Source organism: Cohnella cholangitidis (genome assembly GCF_014107495.1).
Taxonomy (GTDB): domain Bacteria; phylum Bacillota; class Bacilli; order Paenibacillales; family Paenibacillaceae; genus Cohnella; species Cohnella cholangitidis.
In genome coordinates, this window is record NZ_CP041969.1 from 2,431,890 (window position 1) to 2,452,261 (window position 20,372).

Genomic DNA, 20,372 nt, shown 5'->3' on the forward strand with positions numbered 1-20,372 from the left:
GTCGACATTAACGGTAAAAATTATGCTTTACCCGCTGTCATAACCTCCCGCTTTTTGATTGTCGTCTTCTTGTATTTGATTTTGGTCGCTTCTCCTCCCCTTAGGTGCCGGATCGACTTATGATACTCGAGTATGTGCTTTACCTGATCCGCCAAGTCCGGATTGATCTCCGGCAGCCGTTCAGTTAGGTCTTTATGCACCGTGCTTTTGGAGACGCCGAATTCTTTGGCAATCGTACGCACCGTATTGCGCGTCTCCACTATGCTTCGGCCAATCTTAATCGTACGTTCCTTGATGTAATCGTGCACGCTCCCGCCTCCCTGCTGAAATAGATTGGTACAGTATATGAGGGGCGCGGTCACTTATTCTATGTAGCCAAGCCTGACAGGCTAGGAAAGTCCCTTTTTTGACTCCGTGACTAGGTCCAAAAGGCTTCGGAGTGCATCTTAAGCCCTAAGAAAAAAGACGGAAGGGGATTCCCCCTCCGTCTTGTGGACGTTTCGATTTGGTTTAATTATCGGCTTTCCCGATGATTACAACGTTCGTATGCCGCTGCAATTCAAGCGAATACGGAATTTTTACGACCGTTCCGTCAGGTTCGGATAAAACCTGTACAAGCGGTCGCTGGATCGGACGACTCTCCGTCTCCATCACCGCCGCCGTTTGACCGCTGCTGAGCTTGACCAGCGTTGAAACCGGGTAAATGATGACGTGATTCAGGAAAGCTTTGATCAGTCCCCAATCAAAATCGTAATTTCCCGATGCCAATAAATACTCGATCGCTTCCGCCGGACGGTAAGCGTTCCGATGATGGCGGGGAGACCCCAAAGCGTTATACACATCGGCGATTCCTACGATTTGCGCGAACTCCGGAATGTTATCGTTCGTCATTCCGAGAGGGTAGCCGGATCCTCTGTAGCGCTCGTGGTGCAGCAAAGCGCATTGCGCCGATACGAGGGGAATTTCCTTGATCCCCTTCAGCACGCGATACCCTTCGTTCGTATGTTGCCTGAGAAGGGTAAGCTCCGACTCGTTCAACTCGCGGTTGACTTTGGTAAGATCCAGCGGCAGCCGGGTCATGCCGATATCGCAGAACAGAGCCCCTAGCGCTAGTTCATAGAGCTTGGAGCTGTCGAAATTTTGCGCGGTTCCTATAACGCTGGAGCACAAGGTCACGTTCAGCGCATGTTCGAATAAAATACGATCCGTCTGCATCATGACGCTAAGCTCATCCGCCAATGCCGGTTGAGAGGTAATCTCCATAAGCATGTCCCGGAATTGCTGGCGGAAGTTCCCTGCCGGGAACGGCAGCACGATCTGTTCGAGCATCAAGCTTCTGTCCACGAACTCCGTGACCAGCTTGATCGCATCCTTGCGTCCGTTCTCGTTGTCTTTCATCTGATCTATATCCGGTCGAATCCAAGAATCGGAAGCGGAACGCTTCGACTTGGAAGATGAATCCGTTCCGAACTCCGGGGAGTCGCTTAAATGAACGAATTTAATCCTGAGCGTTTTGAGCCTATTAATATACTTCTCCGTTAGTACCGTGCCCGCTTCTAGCATAACCACGCCGTTGTTGCCTTGCACCGATTTTTCTAGCACATCCCCGACCTCTAATTCCGACACCGCAACAATCCTCATGGCTATCTACCTTTCCATCGGAATCTGATGAGCAATACCAGTTGTTGGTAAGAATTATGACACATGGGTCGTTCCGTTGTCGAGATTTGTCTAGCAAAAAATAGAAATAGGGCGACTATATCGCACTATATGCGATATAGTCGCCCCGCATCCTCTAACTCTTTTACTTCGCCGCTTTGATCAGACTATTCGGATTCACCGAAAGACCGTTGTTGCGAACCTCGAAGTGTACGTGCGCGCCTTCGGCAGACTCCAGTTCGCTTTGTCCCGCAGATGCGATGACATCGCCTTGCTCCACTTCGTCGCCGACTTGAACTTTCAGATCCGTCAAGCTTTGGTAGACGGTGACCAAACCGTCCGGGTGCTCGATTTGCACTTCGTAACCGTTAGTCGGAGATTGACTTGCGACTGTCACTTTACCGCTTAATGCTGCCAATACTTCGAACGGCTGTGCATCCTTGCGCGCTAAGTCGGTAGCCATGTGGGGCGAGAACGTGTTGTTGTACTCGACCGTAGCCGCTTCGCGCTCTTCCACGGACGCCGTCGCATCATAGAACGGCACGATCGTGTCCATGTCTTCGATCTTGTCTACCGGCCAACGAAGGGTTTCTCCGTTGGAGATTACCGCGGTTGCTTCCGGGCTGGATTGCCCGTTGGCATTCGCTTCGTTCTCGACACCTGTCAGACTGGGAACGGAATTCTGCGGATCTTTAGGATCCGTTCCCGAGTTCAGCCAGAGAATCGTAACGATGATTGCTGCCGCGGCCATGTAAGCTGCAGGGAATACCCAGCGCTTGGAAAGGAACTTTTTCCATCCGGTAGGCCTGACAGCGGGAGACGAACCCGCAACTGACTTGTGAGACTCTTCGATTTTTCTTGGAGTTTTGTTGTTTCCTTCATTCATGATTATCATCACCTCAGTAAGCCATTGTTACCAGGTGACGGGGTTTTATACCTGTTTGCTTTGAAAGATTGCAATTTTTATAGTGACAACCTACTTACGAACCATAATTCAGCCCATTCGCAAGCTTCGAAACTTCCTCGACGGCAGCTCCCGAATAATAGTATTCGACAATCTCGCGAGCCGTTTTACCCGCCTTCGCCATACCTTGCGCCCCCCATTGGCTCATGCCGACTCCGTGGCCGCTCCCGTAAGTCGTTAAAATAATCTTATCGTTATCGATTATCCAATCGAAGGCGGCGGAGCGTAACCCAAGCCGGTGGCGCACTTCCTCTCCGGTCCATTTCCTCTCTCCCGCCAGCATTTCCTTAACCCTTTTCCCCGCCGTCCATTCCAGTATGCGCAGAGCCTTACTATCTTTCCGGCTAACATTAGCCGTAATCGACCCTGCATCCAATTTACGATAGAAATCGGCCAACTCCATCTCTATCGTTTCACGCGCTCTGGGCGACCCCTCTTTGTCCCAGGGACTTGCTACGGAACGTAGATAGGGAAGCTTATTAGCGAACACCTCTTCGGAATTTTCCGTATAGCCGTTACTAGTGGAAAAAAACAGCGCTTCGATCGGTTCGCCGCGATAGACGATAATTTCCCCCGCGGTCCTCGCAACCGCGCTTTTTACTTTACCCCAGCCTTCCGCGTCATCCTTCCGAAGCCGTTTCATCTCGGCGAGCGAACGATACACCTGATGGGTTTGCGTGTTCGTCACGTCCGCTTCGGACGTGTTCATGCCGGTCCGGTCTTTTAACAAGAGCCTCCGCACAATATAAGTACGGGCAGCAAGCGCCTGGGCTTCCAGCGCAGCCGGTTCAAAGTTTATAGGCATCTCCGCCGCCACTACCCCTTGTACGTAGGTTTCTAACGGAACCGCCTCGACGCTATTTGATTCCGACAACAACACTCGTACCTCCGGCTGTTTCTCCCATTCCTCTTTTTCCCCAACACTCTTAGGCTCGTTTTTGGTAACTAACCTATCTGCAACCTTCTTTTGAACGAAGGTCGACTTCTCGCTCCCTATCTCGATTGAACTAGAGTTTCCGCCCCCATGCAAAGCAACCCATATCATGGTGGACGCGATCAGTCCGCTAACGAAAGCAAACCATAGATGAAGGCTTGCCCGTTGCCTCTTGCCTACTCTCGAACTCACGTGTCCACCTCGTCTATTGAATTTCGGCGGCAGTTCATTCGCGTCGCGGACAAAGCTGGACAACCGATGCTTTCAAAATATGCGAGATTCGGATTAGGTAGAACTATCTTCGCTAGACTCTTTCCGTTCGGTTCCCGCCTATGCGCTCATACGTTGTCTTTCGTTCCTTTTTCACGCTATCCCCTTCGATCAGGAATCCGTTTTCCCGATCGCTTCTCACCCCGTACCATTCAATCTTCTATCCCCTTTGACGCTATCCCTCTCGCTCAGGAGCTCCGAAAATCTACTCCGCGGATCTTTGCGTTATCCCGATAAATCAGGAAAATAATAGAATTTTTATCTTTAAATCAGAACGCATGTTTGGTAAAATGAAATGAGAACAAGTGTTCCAGGAAGCCGGCGAGGGGAGGCGCGGAAATGAGTTCGAGACTTGACGCAGCCGCATTCGATGCATTTTGTAGGCAATACGATAACGAATCAGATTGCATTAGTGCCTTATTTAAAGCCAAATGGCCGAATGGATTTCGCTGTCCTGGCTGCCAGAGCCCTCACGCCTATTTAATTTCGACGCGCAGGCTCCCCCTCTATGAATGCTATTCTTGCAAAAAACAGACCTCTTTAATAACAGGAACAGTCATGGAAGGTAGCCGCACGCCATTGCGCTTATGGTTCCAAGCTATTCATCTCCATGCCCGAGCCAAGAGCGTAAACGCACTTCAACTCTCGCATCTCCTTAAAGTTACTTACAAAACCGCCTGGCTGATCTGCCATAAAATTCGCTTTGCCATGCGCCAAGCGGATTCTGCGATTTTACTGAAGGGGATTGTACGGGTTACCGACGCTATATGTTATAAGAGATTGACGAGTACATTCGAACTACACAAGCAAGAGCAGCCTATACTCATTGGCGCATCCGACGCTGAAGACGGAAACATAGGTTACTTGAAAATAGAACATCAATCCAAGTCATCGCTTCGCGACAAGTACGATCGTCCCGATCCCCAACCATTCATTTCTAAGCATGTTGACCCTAGATCTCTGGAAAATGTCATCATCACCCGACGATACGGCAGAACGATGAACAAAACTTTAGTATGGGAAAGCCTCTACCTTTCCTCATGGTTGGGAAAATTGTTTCGCGGCATTGGTCCGAAGCATTTGCAAGCGTATATCCATCAATATTGTTACTACTCTAACAACCTTCTGGAGGGCAGATTCACCAAACTCCTCTTGGATTGCTCCGTCTCTCATGCGATAACTTATCCGGCGCTAATCGGTCGTTCCGCCACTCTCCGATCTTTAAAACGCACGCGGTTCGTTCGAAAATCACAAGAAGCGATGTGATCGCGGTCTGGTTACTGAGCCATGGGGATAGCGTGAAATAGAGAGGGAAGGAAGTGGTATACGAGGTCAAAAAAATAGGGGGGGCCGAGATTTTAAAAATAAAAAAATCCCCGGCCTAATAGGCGAGGGGATCGATTATAAGCATTATTAGCTAAGTATAAGAACATGCCAATCAGCGAGATTAGTTGCTACTTATGTGTGTATGTGTCTAGCTCATATGCTTCATTAGTCGGCTGTCTGTTGTTAACGAATACGACGATTATGCAAGCGTCGGCTGAATGTTGCGGATAACGACTTCAGACGTTACCGCAGCACGCTGCTCTATCTGCTGCATAAGTTTCTCCGGCTGCAAAGAGGCTTGCTCGGATTCCTGAATAATGTCTTCCGGCGATGGAGCACGATAAATATCCGCCCCCAGTTCAGCCAGTTTATTGACGATGTTCATGTAGCCGCGTTCAATGTGATGAATCCCGCTTACTTCCGTGCTTCCGTCCGCGACAAGCGCAGCGCAAATCAGTGCCGCACCCGCTCTTAGATCGGTTGCACACACATTTGCTCCGGATAGCTTGGTGCCGCCCGTAACAATTGCCGTACGTCCATCGACTTTAATTTCAGCGCCCATCTTAATCAGCTCATCGACGTGCATGAACCGATTCTCGAATACGGTTTCCGTTACGATGCTCGTGCCATCGGCAACCAGCAGAAGCGTCATCATCTGAGCTTGCATGTCGGTAGGGAAACCTGGATATGGCAATGTTTTGACATCGACGGCACGAAGCGGATTCGTGGCTTTAACCCGAATGCCATTCTCATCGCAAACGACGACGGCGCCCATCTCCTCAAGCTTGGCAACGATTGGACCTAGATGGTCGCGAATCGCGCCTTCAACATAAACGTCGCCGCCCGTAATCGCTGCAGCGATCATATACGTTCCCGCTTCAACACGATCGGGAATAACATGATGTTCTGCCGCATGAAGCCTTTCGACGCCTTCAATACGAATGACACCCGTTCCAGCTCCGCGGACCTTGGCCCCCATTGCATTAAGGAAGTTGGCTAAATCAACGATTTCCGGCTCTTTAGCCGCATTTTCAATAATTGTCGTTCCAATTGCAGTCGTGGCAGCCATCATAATATTCTCCGTAGCCCCAACGCTTGCAATGTCCAAATAAATTCTCGCCCCGCGTAATTTGCCATCCACGCTGGCTTCAATGGAGCCTTGACCGAAACCGATCTCCGCACCCATTGCTTCAAACCCTTTCAAATGCTGGTCAATGGGACGCGTACCGATCGCGCAACCGCCCGGAAGAGAAATTCTTACTTTTCCAAGACGAGCCAATAGCGGCCCCATAACCAAGAACGACGCTCGCATTTTTCTAACCAATTCATAAGGTGCTTCAAACGAAGTTAACGATTCAGCATGTAGCCGGACAGTTCCGTCTTCTTGCTGCGCGTAAACCCCCAAAGCCGCGAGCACTTGAAGAATGTTCTTAACATCGTCCAGGGCGGGAACGTCATGAATGACGCTGGACCCTTCTTCCGCTAATAAAGCAGCGGCAAGGATCGGAAGGACGGAATTTTTAGCGCCGTGCACGCGGACTGTTCCTGTTAAGGTACGTCCGCCGCGGACGATGATTTTGCTCATGGGTGGTTCCCTCCGCGCGTTATAGATTCATTCCGAAGCCTTAATGGCCAGAAGCCCGACCCCGAAAAACCCAAATTTTATCATACCACTAGCCCTACCAATGACACAAGCGGCATTTTCTGGGGTAAAACTGTTCATTTCGACCGAATTCGACCAACTATCGACCGATATTCAACCGAATACGATGGTTTAAATATTATTACCCAATCTTGATTTTCCGTCCCATCGATTTGTAAAATTCGATCATCCCGAACGGAAAAGCCACTTCAACGTCCCTACCCACGACCAATAGTCGAGAACAAAACGCGCGACTAAATGGCCAAGTCCTACCGCTAGCAGCAGTTGCAGTACTCTGGCCCGGGGACTTCGAGGCTGGCGCAAGATTTTATCGAAATTTATTTCTTGCAAAACGATCCAAGCGACAACCACGCAACCTAAAGTAACGAAGATCGAGAAGAGACCATTCCATCCTGCTAAAGCGAATAACCCTGCTTCGTTATCCATTTGACGAACCTCCCTCCCACGACCGGCTTCGCTGTGCTTCAGGCATATTCGGATCTAATCGTTAGCAAGACGTAATTGAAGTCCATAATATTGATTGCGGTTATACTTGTCTGCCGTAACTTTGACATAATAAGTTCCAGGCAGCAGTTCCTTCTCGCCAAGCAATGATTTCTGTCCTTCGCCATTGCTCCATTTCTCTAGGCTTTGCAGCTTTTTATTCCGTAATTCAACGCGAATTGCCATTGTATCAGGGATATTGCCGATCGACAGTTTTACTTTCTGCTTTTTAGTAAGAGTAAAACGATACCAATCTTGATCTTTAGTCGTATGGATCAACCCATTGTAAACTTTATCGGGCGAGAGCGGTGTGGAAGTTAGAGGATTTTCATTCGGTTCATACAAATCCTCTTTCTCGGTAATATATTCCAATGATGCGGTATACGTCCCGATTACTGCCATCGGGTTCGAAGAAACCGCATTGGAAATTCGTATGTAATAGGTTCCGGCCTTCGCATCGCTCATTGTCCATTGCTCGTTGCCGCCGTCTCCACGTTCATCGACGATGATTTCCGTTCCGCGCGACGACTGGATTTTGATTTGAGGATCAATCCGTGTCGTGTCTGGCGTAATCGATAACTTAATCATCCCCGGCTTGGGCAGTTTCACGACAAACCAATCTACATCTCCGCGGGTATGAAAAGTTCCCGTCCATTTCTGGCTTCGCGAAGGGAGAGTGCTCGCTGCTGCCGCGCTATTGTTAGGCTCTCTGGCATCAGGATTCATGCTGAACGCGGATTCCAGCCTATAACCGTTCGTAGACTGAAAAGCAGACGCCGAACTGCTTACTTGAAGCCAATAACGTCCTTTATTCAACGTCCAACTCATCGTTTCATCCGCAACGGCGCGTCGAGGCTCGACAGTCCCTTGTTCATCATAAAGAGACAAGCGAACCCCATCTCCCTCAACGTCGTATAAGCCGCTATAAGGCGCTTCAAACGTATACCAATCGGTATCCGAGCCGTTTTTCCAGTTTCCGGTCACTTCTTTCCCTAGCGGGAACTCGCTTGCCTGTGCCTTCGTATTGTTAGGCTCCCGCCAATCGATCGTCGAATCCGCCTGAAGAGCTCTTATGGCGGAGACAAGTCCATACCCCATGCTAGGATTCCAAATTTCGGTGCCGCTATGTTGCGCTGTTCTTCTCAATGTCTCGCGCAAACGAAGCGGTGTCCACTCCGGATGAACCGCTTTTAGCATGGCCGCCGTTGCCGCAACCTGCGGAGCACCCATCGAAGTCCCTTCCATCTCGATGCCGCCGCCGTTGATCGTTAAGGTTTGCACCCTCCACATCGCGCTAACGTCATTCTCAGGACCGGAAGTCGACTGGTCGGTCGGTTCTGTCCCTTCCGACCCCGCAACCGCCAGAACGGTGGAATAAGCCGCAGGATACTGCACGGCTGCTTTGGCACCGAATACCGCCGCGTCGTTTCCGCTTGCAGCGACGAGTAGAACTCCCTTTTCTTCAGCATAAGCTACCGCTTCCCGCAAACCCGGCGCATCTCTTCTAAGCCCAAGTGAGAGCACGATTATGTCCGCTCCTTGGTCCACCGCATATCGGATTCCCTCGGTCAGCTTCTCCTCGTTGCCCGAGCCGAACTGATCCAGTGCTTTAATCGGCAATAGACTCCCTTTCCACCTGCCGAGCCCGGGCGACAATTCGCCGGCTTTAGCAACCGCCGCAATGATTCCGGCTACCGCCGTACCGTGACCGTTATCGTCCTGAGCCGTTTTCCGCCCATTAACCAAGTTCTTACCCTCTAGGAGATAAGGCTTTAGGTCAGGATGATTAAAATCGACCCCCGTATCCACGATAGCTATAGTCGACGTAACATCTCTGCTTAAATAAGCCCATGCTTCCGGAATCCCGATCGCCTTCAAGAAAGCGGGAGTAGGAGGGGCCGCCAGAGGAACCACAAGCTTAGACGGGGACGGTTGTATAGCCTGGGCAATAACCGGAGATTTCTTCTCAATGGCGACAACAGAAATTCGTATCACCGACCGGTTATCTGTCGATAGTAACATCACGGAACAACAAACAAGAGTTGTAGACGCCAGCGCAATAAAAAACCGCAAGTTGAATTTACGTGAAATTGAACTTAATCCCGAACGGTTACGCAGCTTAACCAACACCTTTGTTCCTTTCGTGTAAAACGGTTTCGTCGTTGTCTATTATTCATTTCGATTTTCGACAGCGATTCCCTTCTTTCCCTTTGAAAATCGGGTCTAAGGTCGCAATTTGTCGCAATAAAAGGGCAATCTCCAAGCCTCGCGACTTGAAGACTGCCCTTTTTATCCTTATTCTGTTAACCTCGCAGTATGAGTAAATCCGTTGGAATGGAAAACACTTCGCCTATCCATTCCAGAATAGGTACGGGTAAAAATCCTAGAACCAACGTCACTATCACACATATCCATATCGTAATGACGGCTGGGAACGACAAGGTCAATCCGTTATCCACCGTACCGCTTCTCATGTACATTTGACGAATGAACGAAAAATATACAGCGTAAGAAACGACAGTAGTCACTAGTAAAATGGCGCCAAGCCAGTACGTATGCGTCTGTGCAGTTCCGAACAGGATGAACAGCTTACCCATAAAACCGCCCGTAACCGGAAGACCGGCCAACGAACAGAGCAGGATCGTCATCGCGGCAGCCGTCCATGGCGCACGGTGGTACAGACCCGCGAACCCCGATATCGTCTCATTGCCGGTATCTCTGGCCACGATCGTCAGCACGGAGAACGCGCCGATGTTCATGAAAGCGTAAGCTACGAAGAAATAAATAAACTCGGAAAATAAGGAAGCGTGCATCTCCGTTAAACTAATGGCTAAAGGGACAAGCAAAATCCCCGCATTCGCTACTCCCGAGAGAGCAAGCAACCGTTTCACGTTTTTTTGTCTCAATGCCCCTACCGTACCGACGATCATCGCCGCAGCGGCTAGAACGGATAAACCCAAGAAAACATCCTTCTTAAGCAAGGTGTCTGCCGCCGGAGCCATAAAAGCCGTATTCATGAAAATGCGGTATAACATGGCGAATGCCGCACCCTTGGCGACAACCGCCAAGAATGCCGTTACCGGCGTCGGAGCGCCTTGGTATACGTCTGCCGCCCAAGCATGAAACGGCGCCAGCGCTAATTTGACGGCGAAGCCAGCGATCATCAGGAAGAAACTGATGTACAGCAAAGCTTCGAAGTTTTCGACCGCCGAGCCTAGACCCTGCATGATTACAGCAAAGTTCGTTCCGCCCGTAAGGCCGTAAAGGAATGACATCCCGTATAAAATAAACGCGGAAGCTACACCGCCAGTCACGACATACTTAAACGCGGCTTCGCTGGACAGCCTGCTTCTCTTACGAGTCGCTACGAGCACATAAGTCGTGATGCTTAAAAGCTCCAATCCTACGAACAACGTAATCAGATCACCGGACGAGGACATGACCATCGCGCCTAGAGCCGCCGGGAGTATAAGATAATAAAGTTCTCCTTTGACGGGGACATCCTCATCCCGAACCGTACCGAGCGACGAGAAAACGATGAATGCCGAAGCGCCCAAAAACACTAGCTTCAACAAGTTGCCGAAATCGTCTATCCGGTAGCTGCCGTTCAGCAGGGAATAGTATCCCGGAGCGCTGTCCGACGGATCGACGCCCTTTCCCAATGAGAGCATTAGGACTACTACGAATCCAGCGGATACGACGATTCCCGCAAGCGTCAGCCAACCAATGACATCCCGACTGACCCTCTTAGGAAGCACGAGATCGAGGATGACGAGCAAGATAGCAAAACCCGACAACACGAGCTCGGGGGCTAAGTACCACGTATCGCTCCACGACAAAGTCTGCAAAGCTTCCATGTTATCCCCCCACCCTCGTCTGAATTTGTTCCAGTAGTCCCGTAAATCCGTGTTGCATGAGGTCCGTTAATATGGATGGGTAGACGCCTAGCAAGACAATAAGCGCCGCGAGCGTAATCATCGGCAACGCTTCAATGAACCGCGCATCCTTCATGCCTGCGAATCGTTCGGGCATCGGACCGTACGTGATGCTAAGAATGCTGCGCAGCACGTAGATAGCCGCGAACAATATCCCCAGCACGCCAATGGCGGTTATGATTTTCATCGATCCGAACAATCCGAGGAACGATAAAAATTCGCCCACGAAGCCGGATAGTCCGGGCAATCCCAACGAAGCCAGACCGGCGATCAGCAATATTCCCGACATGAACGGAACGGCTTTGGCCAGTCCGCCCAAATCGCTCAGTTGCGTAGAATTCGTCCGTTCGTAAATACTGCCTACGATGAGGAACAGCAACGCGGAGATGAGTCCGTGCGACACCGATTGATAGATCGCGCCTTGCAAGCCGACTTCCTCAAGAGATGCGATCCCCAGCAGCACGATGCCCATGTGGCTTATGCTTGAATACGCGAGTACCAGCTTGAACTCTTTCTGCACGCATGCCAGTACTGCGCCGTACAAAATATTGATGACCCCGAGAACGGCCAACGTCGTCGTCCACGACTGCAACTGCTCGGGAAATAAGAATACCGCGAAGCGGATCAATCCGTATACGCCCATCTTCAGCAAGATGCCGGAGTGGATCATTACGATCGCCGGAGGCGCCTCCGTATGCACCTTTAACATCCATGTGTGGAACGGGAAGATCGGAACCTTGATGCCGATCGCGATCAGCAGCAGCACGAATGCTCCCCATCTCGCGCCGTCGGTCAGGAATATTCCGAAATATCTCGAATTTTCCACATCCATGTTCGCTACGGCATTCGGATCGGCGACGTTGGCAAGCAGTACGTCATAATTTCCGCTATACAGGAAATTCGTCTCTCCGGTTACGCTAAATCCTAACGTAACGATCAGAATGAGAAAGGATAGCAGCATCGCCGCAGATCCAAGCCCATTATAGATGAGAAACCGCGTAGCCGCCTTCTCTCGCCCGTAATAACCCCAGATCCCGATTAGGAAGAACATCGGAATAAGCGTCACTTCAAAGAAAATAAAGAACAAAATTAAATCGCGCGCCAGGAACACGCCATAAATTCCGGTAAGCAAGAGAAGAAACAATACATAATAGGTTTTCCATCGTTTGCGAATATGTACCGAAGCGAGAACGGACATCGTAGACACGACACCCGTCAGCAGCAGCAACGGCATCGATATTCCGTCGACCGCCATATGGTAGTCGAAAGCCACTTTTAACGAAGCTACTCCGCCCTGCAACGTCATATTCAGAACTTCGTTGTTCAGCGGGATGGACAACCAGGTCGAATGTTCCGTGTACGCTCCGCCACCCATGGCTGGCTCATAAGCGGCGAACAACCATAGAGTCAATGCTAGAGGAATTAACGTAAAAATAATTGCCGTGGTTCTAAGCCAATTGCTTCTGGCGCTCGGAAGCATCAGAACGATCAGCGCGCCGACTAACGGCGCAAATGCGATAAACGAAAGTACCGGCAAGTCATCCAGCATTACCAGAACCTCCTTCCGGCGATCGCGACAATCAGAATAACGATTCCGATGACTGCCGTAAGGGCATAGGCTTGAACTTGGCCGCTCTGCAGCCTAGTATTTAACCGGCCTAGAGCGGACACGGAATACCCCGACAAGCGGACGATTCCGTCCACCACGTATTCATCGAACAGCTCTAGCGCTTTACCGATCCCTTGCAAAGGCTTGACGAACAACCATTGATAGAGCTCATCGATATAATACTTGCGTTCGAGCACGGTAACCAGCCAAGGGACTTGCGAAGTCACCGCATCGCGCCGGATTGTTCCTTTGACGTAAGTCAGCCATCCGATATAGAGCCCTAACAACCCTACGGCCGCGGACACGACCATGACCAAACCGCTGACATGGTGCTCTGCTTCATCGCCCATTAACCAATGGCCGAACCAACCGTTGAACGGCGTCTCGACAAAACCGGCTACCGTAGCCAGGACGGCGAGCACGATGAGCGGAATCGTCATAACCGATGGGGATTCCTTGGCATGTTGGCCTTCCCGCGGTTTGCCGACGAACACTAAGAAAAATAATCTTGCCATGTATAACGCCGTAAAGAACGCAGCTATGACGGCTACGACGAACAAGATCGGCTGTTTATCCAGCGCCACGGTCAAGATCGCGTCTTTGGACCAGAATCCCGAAAACGGCGGTATCCCGGACAGGGCAAGCGCGCCGATACCGAACGTCCAGGCCGTTACCTTCATTTTGCTTCCAAGACCGCCCATTTCGCGTATGTCTTGTGTATGCACGCTGTGGATGACGCTGCCAGCTCCCAGGAACAGCAACGCTTTGAAGAAAGCATGCGTGAACAGATGGAACATCGCTCCCGTTACGGAGCCGACCCCAAGGGCCAACATCATGTAGCCTAGTTGGCTGACGGTCGAATAAGCTAGAATTCGCTTGATATCGTTCTGAGCGAGACCGATCGTCGCGGCGAAAATCGCCGTAAACGCGCCGATAATGGCGACCGTCGTCATCGCAACCTGCGAAGCATCGAAAATATCGAACGTCCGGGCGACGAGGAACACGCCGGCCGCAACCATCGTTGCCGCATGAATCAATGCGCTAATTGGCGTCGGGCCTTCCATGGCATCCGGTAACCAGACATGCAACGGGAATTGGCCCGACTTCCCAACCGCTCCGAGGAAAATGAGCAAAGCGATGAGCGTCGTAATTCCCGTGGAGATGGCGCCTCCGCCTTGCGAGTCGAATACGTTGTGGATAGTCGTGAAATCCAGCGCATGGCCCGGCATGTACCAGAACAGCAGGAGCAGCGCGATCAGCAAGCCCAAATCCCCGATCCGGGTGACGATGAACGCTTTCTTCGCCGCTGCCTTCGCCTCCGGCTTCTGATACCAGAAGCCGACGAGCAAGAACGAGCAGACGCCGACAAGCTCCCAGAAAATATAAAAGGTGAGCAAATTGTCTGCCAACACTAATGCAAGCATGGAGCTTGTAAACAAAGCAACGTAAGCGTAGAAGGTAGAGATTCTCTCGTCTTTCTTCATGTATCCTTGAGAATACAGATTCACGAGAAAACCGACCAACGTTACGACGACCAGCATTAACGTCGAGAGATTCGTTACCTCGAAGCCCGCGTTAAGCTTTAATGTTCCGATTTCAATCCAAGTAAATTGATTGCTGTAATCTTCGGCATTCCCGGAAAGGCGCTCGGTCGCGATACAGATCGACAGAACTAGAGAAGCGAAGGTGGCGACCGTCCCGATCCATGCTCCGGATTTTTTCAACCCTTTGCCCATCGCCGTCAGAATCGCGAATGCGGCGAACGGAAACACCGGGACGAGCCAGGCGTATTGTGCAAAGAAGGTGCTCATGAAAGTTACCTCCTCAACTCGTCGAATTCGTCCACGTTCACCGTTGCGCGGCTGCGGTAGAACACGATCAATACCGCAATGCCTACCGCAGCTTCGGCAGCTGCGACCGTAATGGTAAACAAGGAGAAGATATGACCCGCTAACGATGGGTTGACCCCGTACTTGGAAAAGGCGATCAGGTTGAGGTTAACCGCATTGAGCATCAGTTCGATCGACAAGAGTACGATAATGGCGTTTCTTTTCGTAAGCACGCCGTATAACCCAATACAAAACAATACGGCGGCAAGCGTTAAGTAGGAGGACAGCATGCTCATTGCGAGCTCTCCTCCTCTCTCTTGGCAAGCGCGATCGCGCCGATGAAAGCAACGGTTAGCAGCACGGATACAAGTTCAAACGGGATCGCGTATTGCGTGAATAGCAACTTCCCGATTTCGCGAGTATTGTCCTCTACGAAAGGAGCCGAATCCGTAGGGAAGTCGGCGTTGCGTATACCGTAAAAGATAATTCCGAACAGGCAAAGGCAACCGATCGCGGCCAGCGTCTCTAACAGCGGCCGTCCCGGTTCCTTGCCTTCTCCGTCGTGCTTGGTCATCATAATTCCGAAGATCATAAGAATGGTTATGGCTCCGACGTACAATAACACTTGCACGAAGGCAATAAATTCGGCTTCAAGAAGGACGTACAATCCCGCTATGGATACGAACGTAAAAGCAATCGAGAGCGCCGTATGAACGACCTTCGTGAAGTTGATCGCCAATACCGCTCCGACGATCGCGCATACCGACAATAAGAAGAAAGCGACGAATTCGCCCGTAAACTCGATATCGAAGTTAAACACCGTTTATTTGGCGCCTCCTTTCGGAGACCCGATATTGTTGTTGTCCTCGCGAATGTTCCGATTGTTCTCGTACAGCCATTGTTTATCTTTGTATAAATCATCGCGGCTGTATGCGGCGAGCTCGAAATTGTTCGTCATGACGATCGCTTCCGTCGGACAAACCTCCGTGCACAGATCGCATAGAATGCAAATTTCGAAGTTCACGTCGAAAGTGTCGATGACCTTGCCCTTTTTCTCCGGATCCGGATTGGCTTTGCCCGTCAGCGTAATACAGTCCGTCGGACAGATGCGCGCGCATTGATTGCATACGATACATTTATCCGGCTCGAAGTACTGGATACCGCGAAACCGGTCCGGCATCTGGATCGGAACGTCAGGATACGCTAACGTCACCTTCTTGGTACCCATCGTTTTCAGTGTAACGCCGAGACCTTTGAGCATTCCCTTCATGACTTCAGCCTCCTTATCCTAACAATTCTATTCCGAGCGCCGTTAAGAAAATATTGAGTATCGCGAGCGGGAGCAGCACCTTCCACGCCATTCCCATCAACTGATCGACCCGAAGCCTCGGGAAAGTCGCGCGAATCCAGAACAAGGAGAACACGATTACCGCAAACTTAAGGAAAAACCATAGGATCCCCGGCACGAAATCGAGCTGCGGGATCGGCGGATTCCATCCTCCAAGGAACAGAATCGTCGTTAAGCTGGCAATCGCGTATACGTAGATGTACTCCGTCAGCATGAAGAAAGCGAATCGGAATCCGCTATATTCGACGTGATAACCCGCGACCAATTCCGATTCCGCTTCCGGCAAATCGAACGGCGTCCGGTTCAACTCCGATACCGCCGCGATCAGGAATATCCCGAACCCGAGTATTTGCGGCAGGAAGTTCCACTCCCAGAAGTAACCGCTTTGGGCAATGACGATATCCCTCAGGTTCAAGCTTCCGGTCATCATCACGACGCCGACTACGGACATGACCAGCGGCACTTCGTAGCTAATCATCTGAGCAGCGGAACGCATGCCGCCTAGCAGCGAGTATTTGTTGTTGGAAGCCCATCCCGCCACGACGATAGCAATCGTCGTAATCCCGGAGAGCGCGATGTAATATAAGAAACCAACGTTCAAATCCGCGAATTGCAAATCCATTGTATAAGGGATGAATGCCAATACGGCGAAAGAAGGCACAAAAGCTAGCGCTGGCGCAAGGATGAACAACCCTTTGTCGGCTTTCTTAGGAATCGTGTCTTCCTTGAGCAGCAGCTTGGATACGTCCGCGACGGTTTGCAGCAAACCTAACGGTCCCGTACGGTTCGGACCTTTACGATATTGCATCCACCCGATGAATTTGCGTTCGAAATAAATAGCGTATGTAACGAAAATTATGACGACGGCCAACACCCCGATTGCAGCTGCAACGAATATCCCGGCAATACCCCAACTTAACGGTTCATCCCAGAAACGCTGCATTAGCAGTCAACCTCCCCGAGCACGATATCGATGCCCCCGAGAATCGTAACCAAATTCGTCATGCTTTCCCCGACGAGCAGCTTGGGCAAAATCTGAAGGTTAACAAAGGACGGTCGACGGAATTTCAGACGATAGGGTTCGGCTTTGCCGTTGGATACGATGTGGCAACCGATCTCTCCGCGCGGCGATTCTATCCGCACGTATATTTCTCCGGCCGGCGGCCGAATGACGCGCGGGACCTTGCCCATCGTCTCGCCTTCTCCCGGAAATTGTTCGAGCGCTTGCTCAAGTATGCGCAAGCTTTGGGTAATTTCCGCCATCCTGATTTCATACCGGTCGAAGCAATCCCCGTTTTTGCCAACAGGCACGTCGAATTCGAAACGGTCGTATAGGCTGTAGGGCTCTGCTTTGCGCAGATCCCATTGGACGCCCGTGCAGCGCAGGTTCGCTCCGGACAAGCCGTATTCGATCGCCGTTTGGGCATCGTACTTGCCGATGCCTTTAATCCGGTACAGAAAGATTTCATTGCCGCTTACCAAGTTATGATATTCGTCCAGGCGGTTGTACATATCTTTGACCAATGTTTTGACCTTGTCGATCCAGCCCTCCGGCGCATCCCACTTCACTCCGCCGACGCGCATGTAGTTGTACGTGAGCCTCGCGCCGCAAAGCTCGTTGAACAGGCCGAGTATTCGCTCGCGATCGCTAAAAGCGTACAAGAACGGGCTTAGCGCGCCGATATCGAGCAAGTAAGTTCCCCACCATACCAAATGGCTCGCAATCCGTTGCATTTCCATGACAATAAGGCGCATGAATTCCGCTCTCTCCGGAATTTCCAGCCCCATCATTTTCTCCACCGCGTGGCAGAGAACATAGTTATTCGTCATGGCGGACACGTAGTCCATTCGATCGGTATAAGGAACGATTTGCGTAAAATTCAAATTTTCCGCGAGCTTCTCCGTGCCTCTGTGCAGATAACCCATTACGGGCGTCGCTTCCGTTATTACTTCTCCGTCTAATTTGACGATGATCCGAAACACGCCGTGCGTGCTCGGATGCTGCGGACCAACGTTGAGCAGCAGTTCTTCTGTACGAATCACGCGTGCTTACACCTCCGGGTCAAGCGGAACGTAGTCTTTGCGGAGCGGATGTCCGACCCAATCATCGGGCATCATGATGCGTCTCAGGTCTGGATGGCCTGGAAAATCTATGCCTAACAGATCGTAGATTTCCCTCTCGTTCCAGTTGGCGGTTTCCCAGATCGGAGTCACGGACTGTACCGTCGGATTGTCCCGGTCCGTGCGTACCTTAACGCAGTAGCCTTCGCGATTATTCAGGTTGAGCGGATAGTAGACGACCTCCATATAGGTCTCGTAATCTACTCCGGAAACATTACGCAAATAATTGCAGTTCAAGACTTCGTGATTACGAAATAATGGCGCGGCTTTCGACCAATGCTCATTCTTTAGCACTAATGTAGGAAGATGATCATTGGCTTCGTTAATATAGGACTCGTCAACGGCATCGTCCGCTACTAACTCTCTTAGTAACGCGACAACCCGATCGAGACGCGGCTGGTTAGGCGACGGTTGTTTAACCGGCTGCTCCTCTTCCGCTCCGGCCCCTCGCCATCAGCCGAGGATTTCGCCGCGGCGCGACCTTCGGTGCCGGCTTGCGCGGCTTTGGCTGCCGCTTGCGCCGCCGCGGCCTTCGCCGCTTCGCGGGCTTCTAAAGCGGCTTTACGCCGGGCTGCCTTCTCTTCGTCCGTCTCTTTGCGGCGTTCAGGGGGCGCAGCCGCTGCTTCCTCCGAAGCCGGTTTAGCGTCCGCTGCAGGCTCCGTCGATGCCGGGGTTTCTTTCGGTTCTTGTTTATTATCCTCGCTCATCGGCTAGTCACCTGCTTTCCGGTTTTCGCCTCGTATCTGATTTTCTCTTGCAGCTTGTTAATGCCATAGATAAGCGCTGCGGGATTGGGAGGGCAGCCCGGTATATATACGTCTACCGGCACGATCTGATCGACGCCCTTAATAACGGAATAAGATTTGACGTACGGGCCTCCCGCGGTCGCGCAGGATCCCATCGCGATAACCCACTTCGGTTCCGGCATTTGATCGTATAACCGCTTCAACAAAGGCCCCATCTTCTTGGTCACGGTTCCCGAGACGATCATGACGTCCGCCTGCCGCGGCGACGTTCGGAACAAAACTCCGAAACGGTCCAGATCGTAGTGCGCCCCGCCTGCCGCCATCATCTCGATCGCGCAGCAAGCCAAGCCGAAGGTAAGCGGCCACAATGAATTGCTTCGGGCCCAACCTTTCAGTTGTTCGACGGTGCCAAAGAATACGTTGCGTTCTACTTCTTTCCGGTCCTCCGGCGATACGTTCGCTAAATCGAATTCCATTTCAGCACCTTCTTCCTCCAAGCGTACACTAACCCCACTAGCAACAGACCGGCAAAGATGATCATCTCGACCAAAGCAAATAGACCAAGCTGTTTGTAAGCTACGGCCCAAGGGTAAAGAAACACGGTTTCCACGTCAAAAATAACGAACATCAATGCGTACAAGTAGTACCTTACGTTAAAGCGGATCTGGCTGTCCCCTACCGGTTCGTTCCCGCTCTCGTAAGTGGTTTGCTTCTCGTCCGTCGGTTTTTTGGGCCGCAGCACGGATCCTAGCCACAATACGAAAATCGGAAATGCGATACCTAGGATTAGGAAGACGGTAACAATGACGTATGAATTGATGTATTTCTCCACTTCAACGCCTCCGCAAACAGGTAAATTTACCCCATAAGTATAACAAATGCTCCCATTCAAGTCCACGAAAATAGCGTTTTCATTGGAAGCTCATTAGTTTTGCTTATAAGTACTAAAAAGTCGCGGACACGCATAAGAACCGCCGCGTATATTCCCCGCGACGGTTCTTCCAACCGCTAATCCTTGCGCTACTCTATCCAAGCGTCGATTTCAGCATCCACACTTGCTTCTGCAACTCTTCCACCTGTCCGACAACCAAATCGGACGTCGCCGGGTCTTTGGCTTCTTCCGCCAGCTCCGCCGCTTTTTCCAACCCTTGAATAAGCTCCTGCAGATCGGCGATCGTCGCGGACAACATGTCGTTCTCTGTTTTCGACTTATCCGCTTCTTTGATCGTGGCCAGGGACAAAAATTCCTTCATCGTGGACACCGGCTTGCCTTCGATAGCAAGTATCCTTTCCGCCAGCTCGTCCAGCTTGAGAGCCGCCAGTTCGTACAACTCCTCGAACTTGGCATGCAACACCGGGAAATGGGGTCCTTTTACGTACCAATGAAAGTGATGCAGCTTAATGTAAAGTACCGACCAATTCGACACTTGGATATTCAGTTCGTCGTTCAATTTACTCATGCAAATCCCTCCTGTACGAATCGAC

Annotated in this window: 21 protein-coding genes; 1 reads left to right on the forward strand and 20 read right to left on the reverse strand. The window is 51.1% G+C overall.

Annotated elements, in window-relative coordinates:
• Window positions 1-20: 20 nt before the first annotated feature.
• From spoIIID to spoIID, 4 genes are all read right to left on the reverse strand, one after another.
• Window positions 21-308, reverse strand: a complete 288-nt coding sequence (spoIIID, locus tag FPL14_RS11525) for a sporulation transcriptional regulator SpoIIID (RefSeq protein ID WP_169281548.1) — start codon at window positions 306-308, stop codon at window positions 21-23.
• A 202-nt stretch (window positions 309-510) separates the two neighbouring features.
• A complete protein-coding gene (locus tag FPL14_RS11530) occupies window positions 511-1,626 on the reverse strand; it encodes an HD-GYP domain-containing protein (RefSeq protein ID WP_182303075.1) in 1,116 nt (371 codons plus the stop codon).
• A gap of 178 nt (window positions 1,627-1,804) precedes the next feature.
• Window positions 1,805-2,545: a M23 family metallopeptidase gene (locus FPL14_RS11535; protein ID WP_182303076.1), complete on the reverse strand. Its 741-nt coding sequence runs from the start codon at window positions 2,543-2,545 to the stop codon at window positions 1,805-1,807.
• Window positions 2,546-2,639: 94 nt separating this feature from the next.
• Window positions 2,640-3,749: a stage II sporulation protein D gene (gene spoIID, locus FPL14_RS11540; RefSeq protein ID WP_182303077.1), complete on the reverse strand. Its 1,110-nt coding sequence runs from the start codon at window positions 3,747-3,749 to the stop codon at window positions 2,640-2,642.
• 417 nt (window positions 3,750-4,166) lie between these two features.
• On the opposite strand from spoIID, the gene FPL14_RS11545 reads away from it, so the two are divergent.
• Window positions 4,167-5,093: a transposase gene (locus FPL14_RS11545; RefSeq protein ID WP_182303078.1), complete on the forward strand. Its 927-nt coding sequence runs from the start codon at window positions 4,167-4,169 to the stop codon at window positions 5,091-5,093.
• A gap of 259 nt (window positions 5,094-5,352) precedes the next feature.
• On the opposite strand, the gene murA is transcribed toward FPL14_RS11545, so the two are convergent.
• From murA to FPL14_RS11625, 16 genes are all read right to left on the reverse strand, one after another.
• Window positions 5,353-6,738 (reverse strand): UDP-N-acetylglucosamine 1-carboxyvinyltransferase, encoded by a 1,386-nt coding sequence (murA, locus tag FPL14_RS11550; RefSeq protein ID WP_182303079.1) that lies wholly within the window; start codon window positions 6,736-6,738, stop codon window positions 5,353-5,355.
• A gap of 243 nt (window positions 6,739-6,981) precedes the next feature.
• Window positions 6,982-7,242 carry a DUF1146 domain-containing protein gene (locus FPL14_RS11555; protein ID WP_182303080.1) on the reverse strand — a complete coding sequence of 87 codons (261 nt, stop codon included), beginning with the start codon at window positions 7,240-7,242 and terminating at the stop codon, window positions 6,982-6,984.
• 54 nt (window positions 7,243-7,296) lie between these two features.
• Window positions 7,297-9,294 carry a S8 family serine peptidase gene (locus FPL14_RS11560; RefSeq protein ID WP_182303081.1) on the reverse strand — a complete coding sequence of 666 codons (1,998 nt, stop codon included), beginning with the start codon at window positions 9,292-9,294 and terminating at the stop codon, window positions 7,297-7,299.
• Window positions 9,295-9,602: 308 nt separating this feature from the next.
• Entirely contained in the window at window positions 9,603-11,156 is a 1,554-nt protein-coding gene (locus FPL14_RS11565; protein ID WP_182303082.1) for an NADH-quinone oxidoreductase subunit N, read from the reverse strand.
• 1 nt (window position 11,157) lies between these two features.
• Window positions 11,158-12,783 (reverse strand): complex I subunit 4 family protein, encoded by a 1,626-nt coding sequence (locus tag FPL14_RS11570; protein ID WP_182303083.1) that lies wholly within the window; start codon window positions 12,781-12,783, stop codon window positions 11,158-11,160.
• Complete coding sequence (nuoL, locus tag FPL14_RS11575) at window positions 12,783-14,654, reverse strand: NADH-quinone oxidoreductase subunit L (protein ID WP_182303084.1); 1,872 nt, start codon at window positions 14,652-14,654, stop codon at window positions 12,783-12,785. The genes FPL14_RS11570 and nuoL overlap by 1 nt, the downstream gene beginning before the upstream one ends.
• A 5-nt stretch (window positions 14,655-14,659) precedes the next feature.
• Window positions 14,660-14,962 (reverse strand): NADH-quinone oxidoreductase subunit NuoK, encoded by a 303-nt coding sequence (gene nuoK / locus FPL14_RS11580; RefSeq protein WP_407644670.1) that lies wholly within the window; start codon window positions 14,960-14,962, stop codon window positions 14,660-14,662.
• Window positions 14,963-14,964: 2 nt separating this feature from the next.
• Window positions 14,965-15,492 carry an NADH-quinone oxidoreductase subunit J gene (locus FPL14_RS11585; protein WP_182303086.1) on the reverse strand — a complete coding sequence of 176 codons (528 nt, stop codon included), beginning with the start codon at window positions 15,490-15,492 and terminating at the stop codon, window positions 14,965-14,967.
• A gap of 3 nt (window positions 15,493-15,495) precedes the next feature.
• The gene (gene nuoI / locus FPL14_RS11590) at window positions 15,496-15,942 is read right to left on the reverse strand and encodes an NADH-quinone oxidoreductase subunit NuoI (protein WP_182303087.1); all 447 of its coding nucleotides are present in this window, start codon (window positions 15,940-15,942) and stop codon (window positions 15,496-15,498) included.
• Window positions 15,943-15,955: 13 nt separating this feature from the next.
• Window positions 15,956-16,963, reverse strand: a complete 1,008-nt coding sequence (gene nuoH / locus FPL14_RS11595; protein WP_182303088.1) for an NADH-quinone oxidoreductase subunit NuoH — start codon at window positions 16,961-16,963, stop codon at window positions 15,956-15,958.
• A complete protein-coding gene (locus FPL14_RS11600; protein ID WP_182303089.1) occupies window positions 16,963-18,063 on the reverse strand; it encodes an NADH-quinone oxidoreductase subunit D in 1,101 nt (366 codons plus the stop codon). The genes nuoH and FPL14_RS11600 overlap by 1 nt, the downstream gene beginning before the upstream one ends.
• Before the next feature lie 6 nt (window positions 18,064-18,069).
• The gene (locus FPL14_RS11605) at window positions 18,070-18,435 is read right to left on the reverse strand and encodes an NADH-quinone oxidoreductase subunit C (RefSeq protein WP_324617899.1); all 366 of its coding nucleotides are present in this window, start codon (window positions 18,433-18,435) and stop codon (window positions 18,070-18,072) included.
• A gap of 71 nt (window positions 18,436-18,506) precedes the next feature.
• A complete protein-coding gene (locus FPL14_RS11610; RefSeq protein ID WP_182303090.1) occupies window positions 18,507-18,848 on the reverse strand; it encodes a hypothetical protein in 342 nt (113 codons plus the stop codon).
• Window positions 18,845-19,363, reverse strand: coding sequence for a NuoB/complex I 20 kDa subunit family protein (locus FPL14_RS11615; protein WP_182303091.1), 519 nt, complete (start codon window positions 19,361-19,363; stop codon window positions 18,845-18,847). Before FPL14_RS11615 ends, FPL14_RS11610 begins: the two co-directional genes overlap by 4 nt.
• A complete protein-coding gene (locus tag FPL14_RS11620) occupies window positions 19,348-19,719 on the reverse strand; it encodes an NADH-quinone oxidoreductase subunit A (RefSeq protein ID WP_182303092.1) in 372 nt (123 codons plus the stop codon). The genes FPL14_RS11615 and FPL14_RS11620 overlap by 16 nt, the downstream gene beginning before the upstream one ends.
• Before the next feature lie 193 nt (window positions 19,720-19,912).
• Window positions 19,913-20,347, reverse strand: coding sequence for a Dps family protein (locus FPL14_RS11625; RefSeq protein ID WP_182303093.1), 435 nt, complete (start codon window positions 20,345-20,347; stop codon window positions 19,913-19,915).
• Window positions 20,348-20,372: the final 25 nt, after the last annotated feature.

Coding starts and splice junctions, on each gene's coding strand:
- FPL14_RS11535 (WP_182303076.1), bottom strand. CDS start 2,545: ATGAATGAAGGAAACAACAAAACTCCAAGAAAAATCGAAGAGTCTCAC.
- FPL14_RS11545 (WP_182303078.1), top strand. CDS start 4,167: ATGAGTTCGAGACTTGACGCAGCCGCATTCGATGCATTTTGTAGGCAA.
- murA (WP_182303079.1), bottom strand. CDS start 6,738: ATGAGCAAAATCATCGTCCGCGGCGGACGTACCTTAACAGGAACAGTC.
- FPL14_RS11555 (WP_182303080.1), bottom strand. CDS start 7,242: ATGGATAACGAAGCAGGGTTATTCGCTTTAGCAGGATGGAATGGTCTC.
- FPL14_RS11565 (WP_182303082.1), bottom strand. CDS start 11,156: ATGGAAGCTTTGCAGACTTTGTCGTGGAGCGATACGTGGTACTTAGCC.
- FPL14_RS11570 (WP_182303083.1), bottom strand. CDS start 12,783: ATGCTGGATGACTTGCCGGTACTTTCGTTTATCGCATTTGCGCCGTTA.
- nuoL (WP_182303084.1), bottom strand. CDS start 14,654: ATGAGCACCTTCTTTGCACAATACGCCTGGCTCGTCCCGGTGTTTCCG.
- nuoK (WP_407644670.1), bottom strand. CDS start 14,962: ATGCTGTCCTCCTACTTAACGCTTGCCGCCGTATTGTTTTGTATTGGG.
- nuoI (WP_182303087.1), bottom strand. CDS start 15,942: ATGAAGGGAATGCTCAAAGGTCTCGGCGTTACACTGAAAACGATGGGT.
- nuoH (WP_182303088.1), bottom strand. CDS start 16,963: ATGCAGCGTTTCTGGGATGAACCGTTAAGTTGGGGTATTGCCGGGATA.
- FPL14_RS11610 (WP_182303090.1), bottom strand. CDS start 18,848: ATGAGCGAGGATAATAAACAAGAACCGAAAGAAACCCCGGCATCGACG.
- FPL14_RS11615 (WP_182303091.1), bottom strand. CDS start 19,363: ATGGAATTCGATTTAGCGAACGTATCGCCGGAGGACCGGAAAGAAGTA.
- FPL14_RS11625 (WP_182303093.1), bottom strand. CDS start 20,347: ATGAGTAAATTGAACGACGAACTGAATATCCAAGTGTCGAATTGGTCG.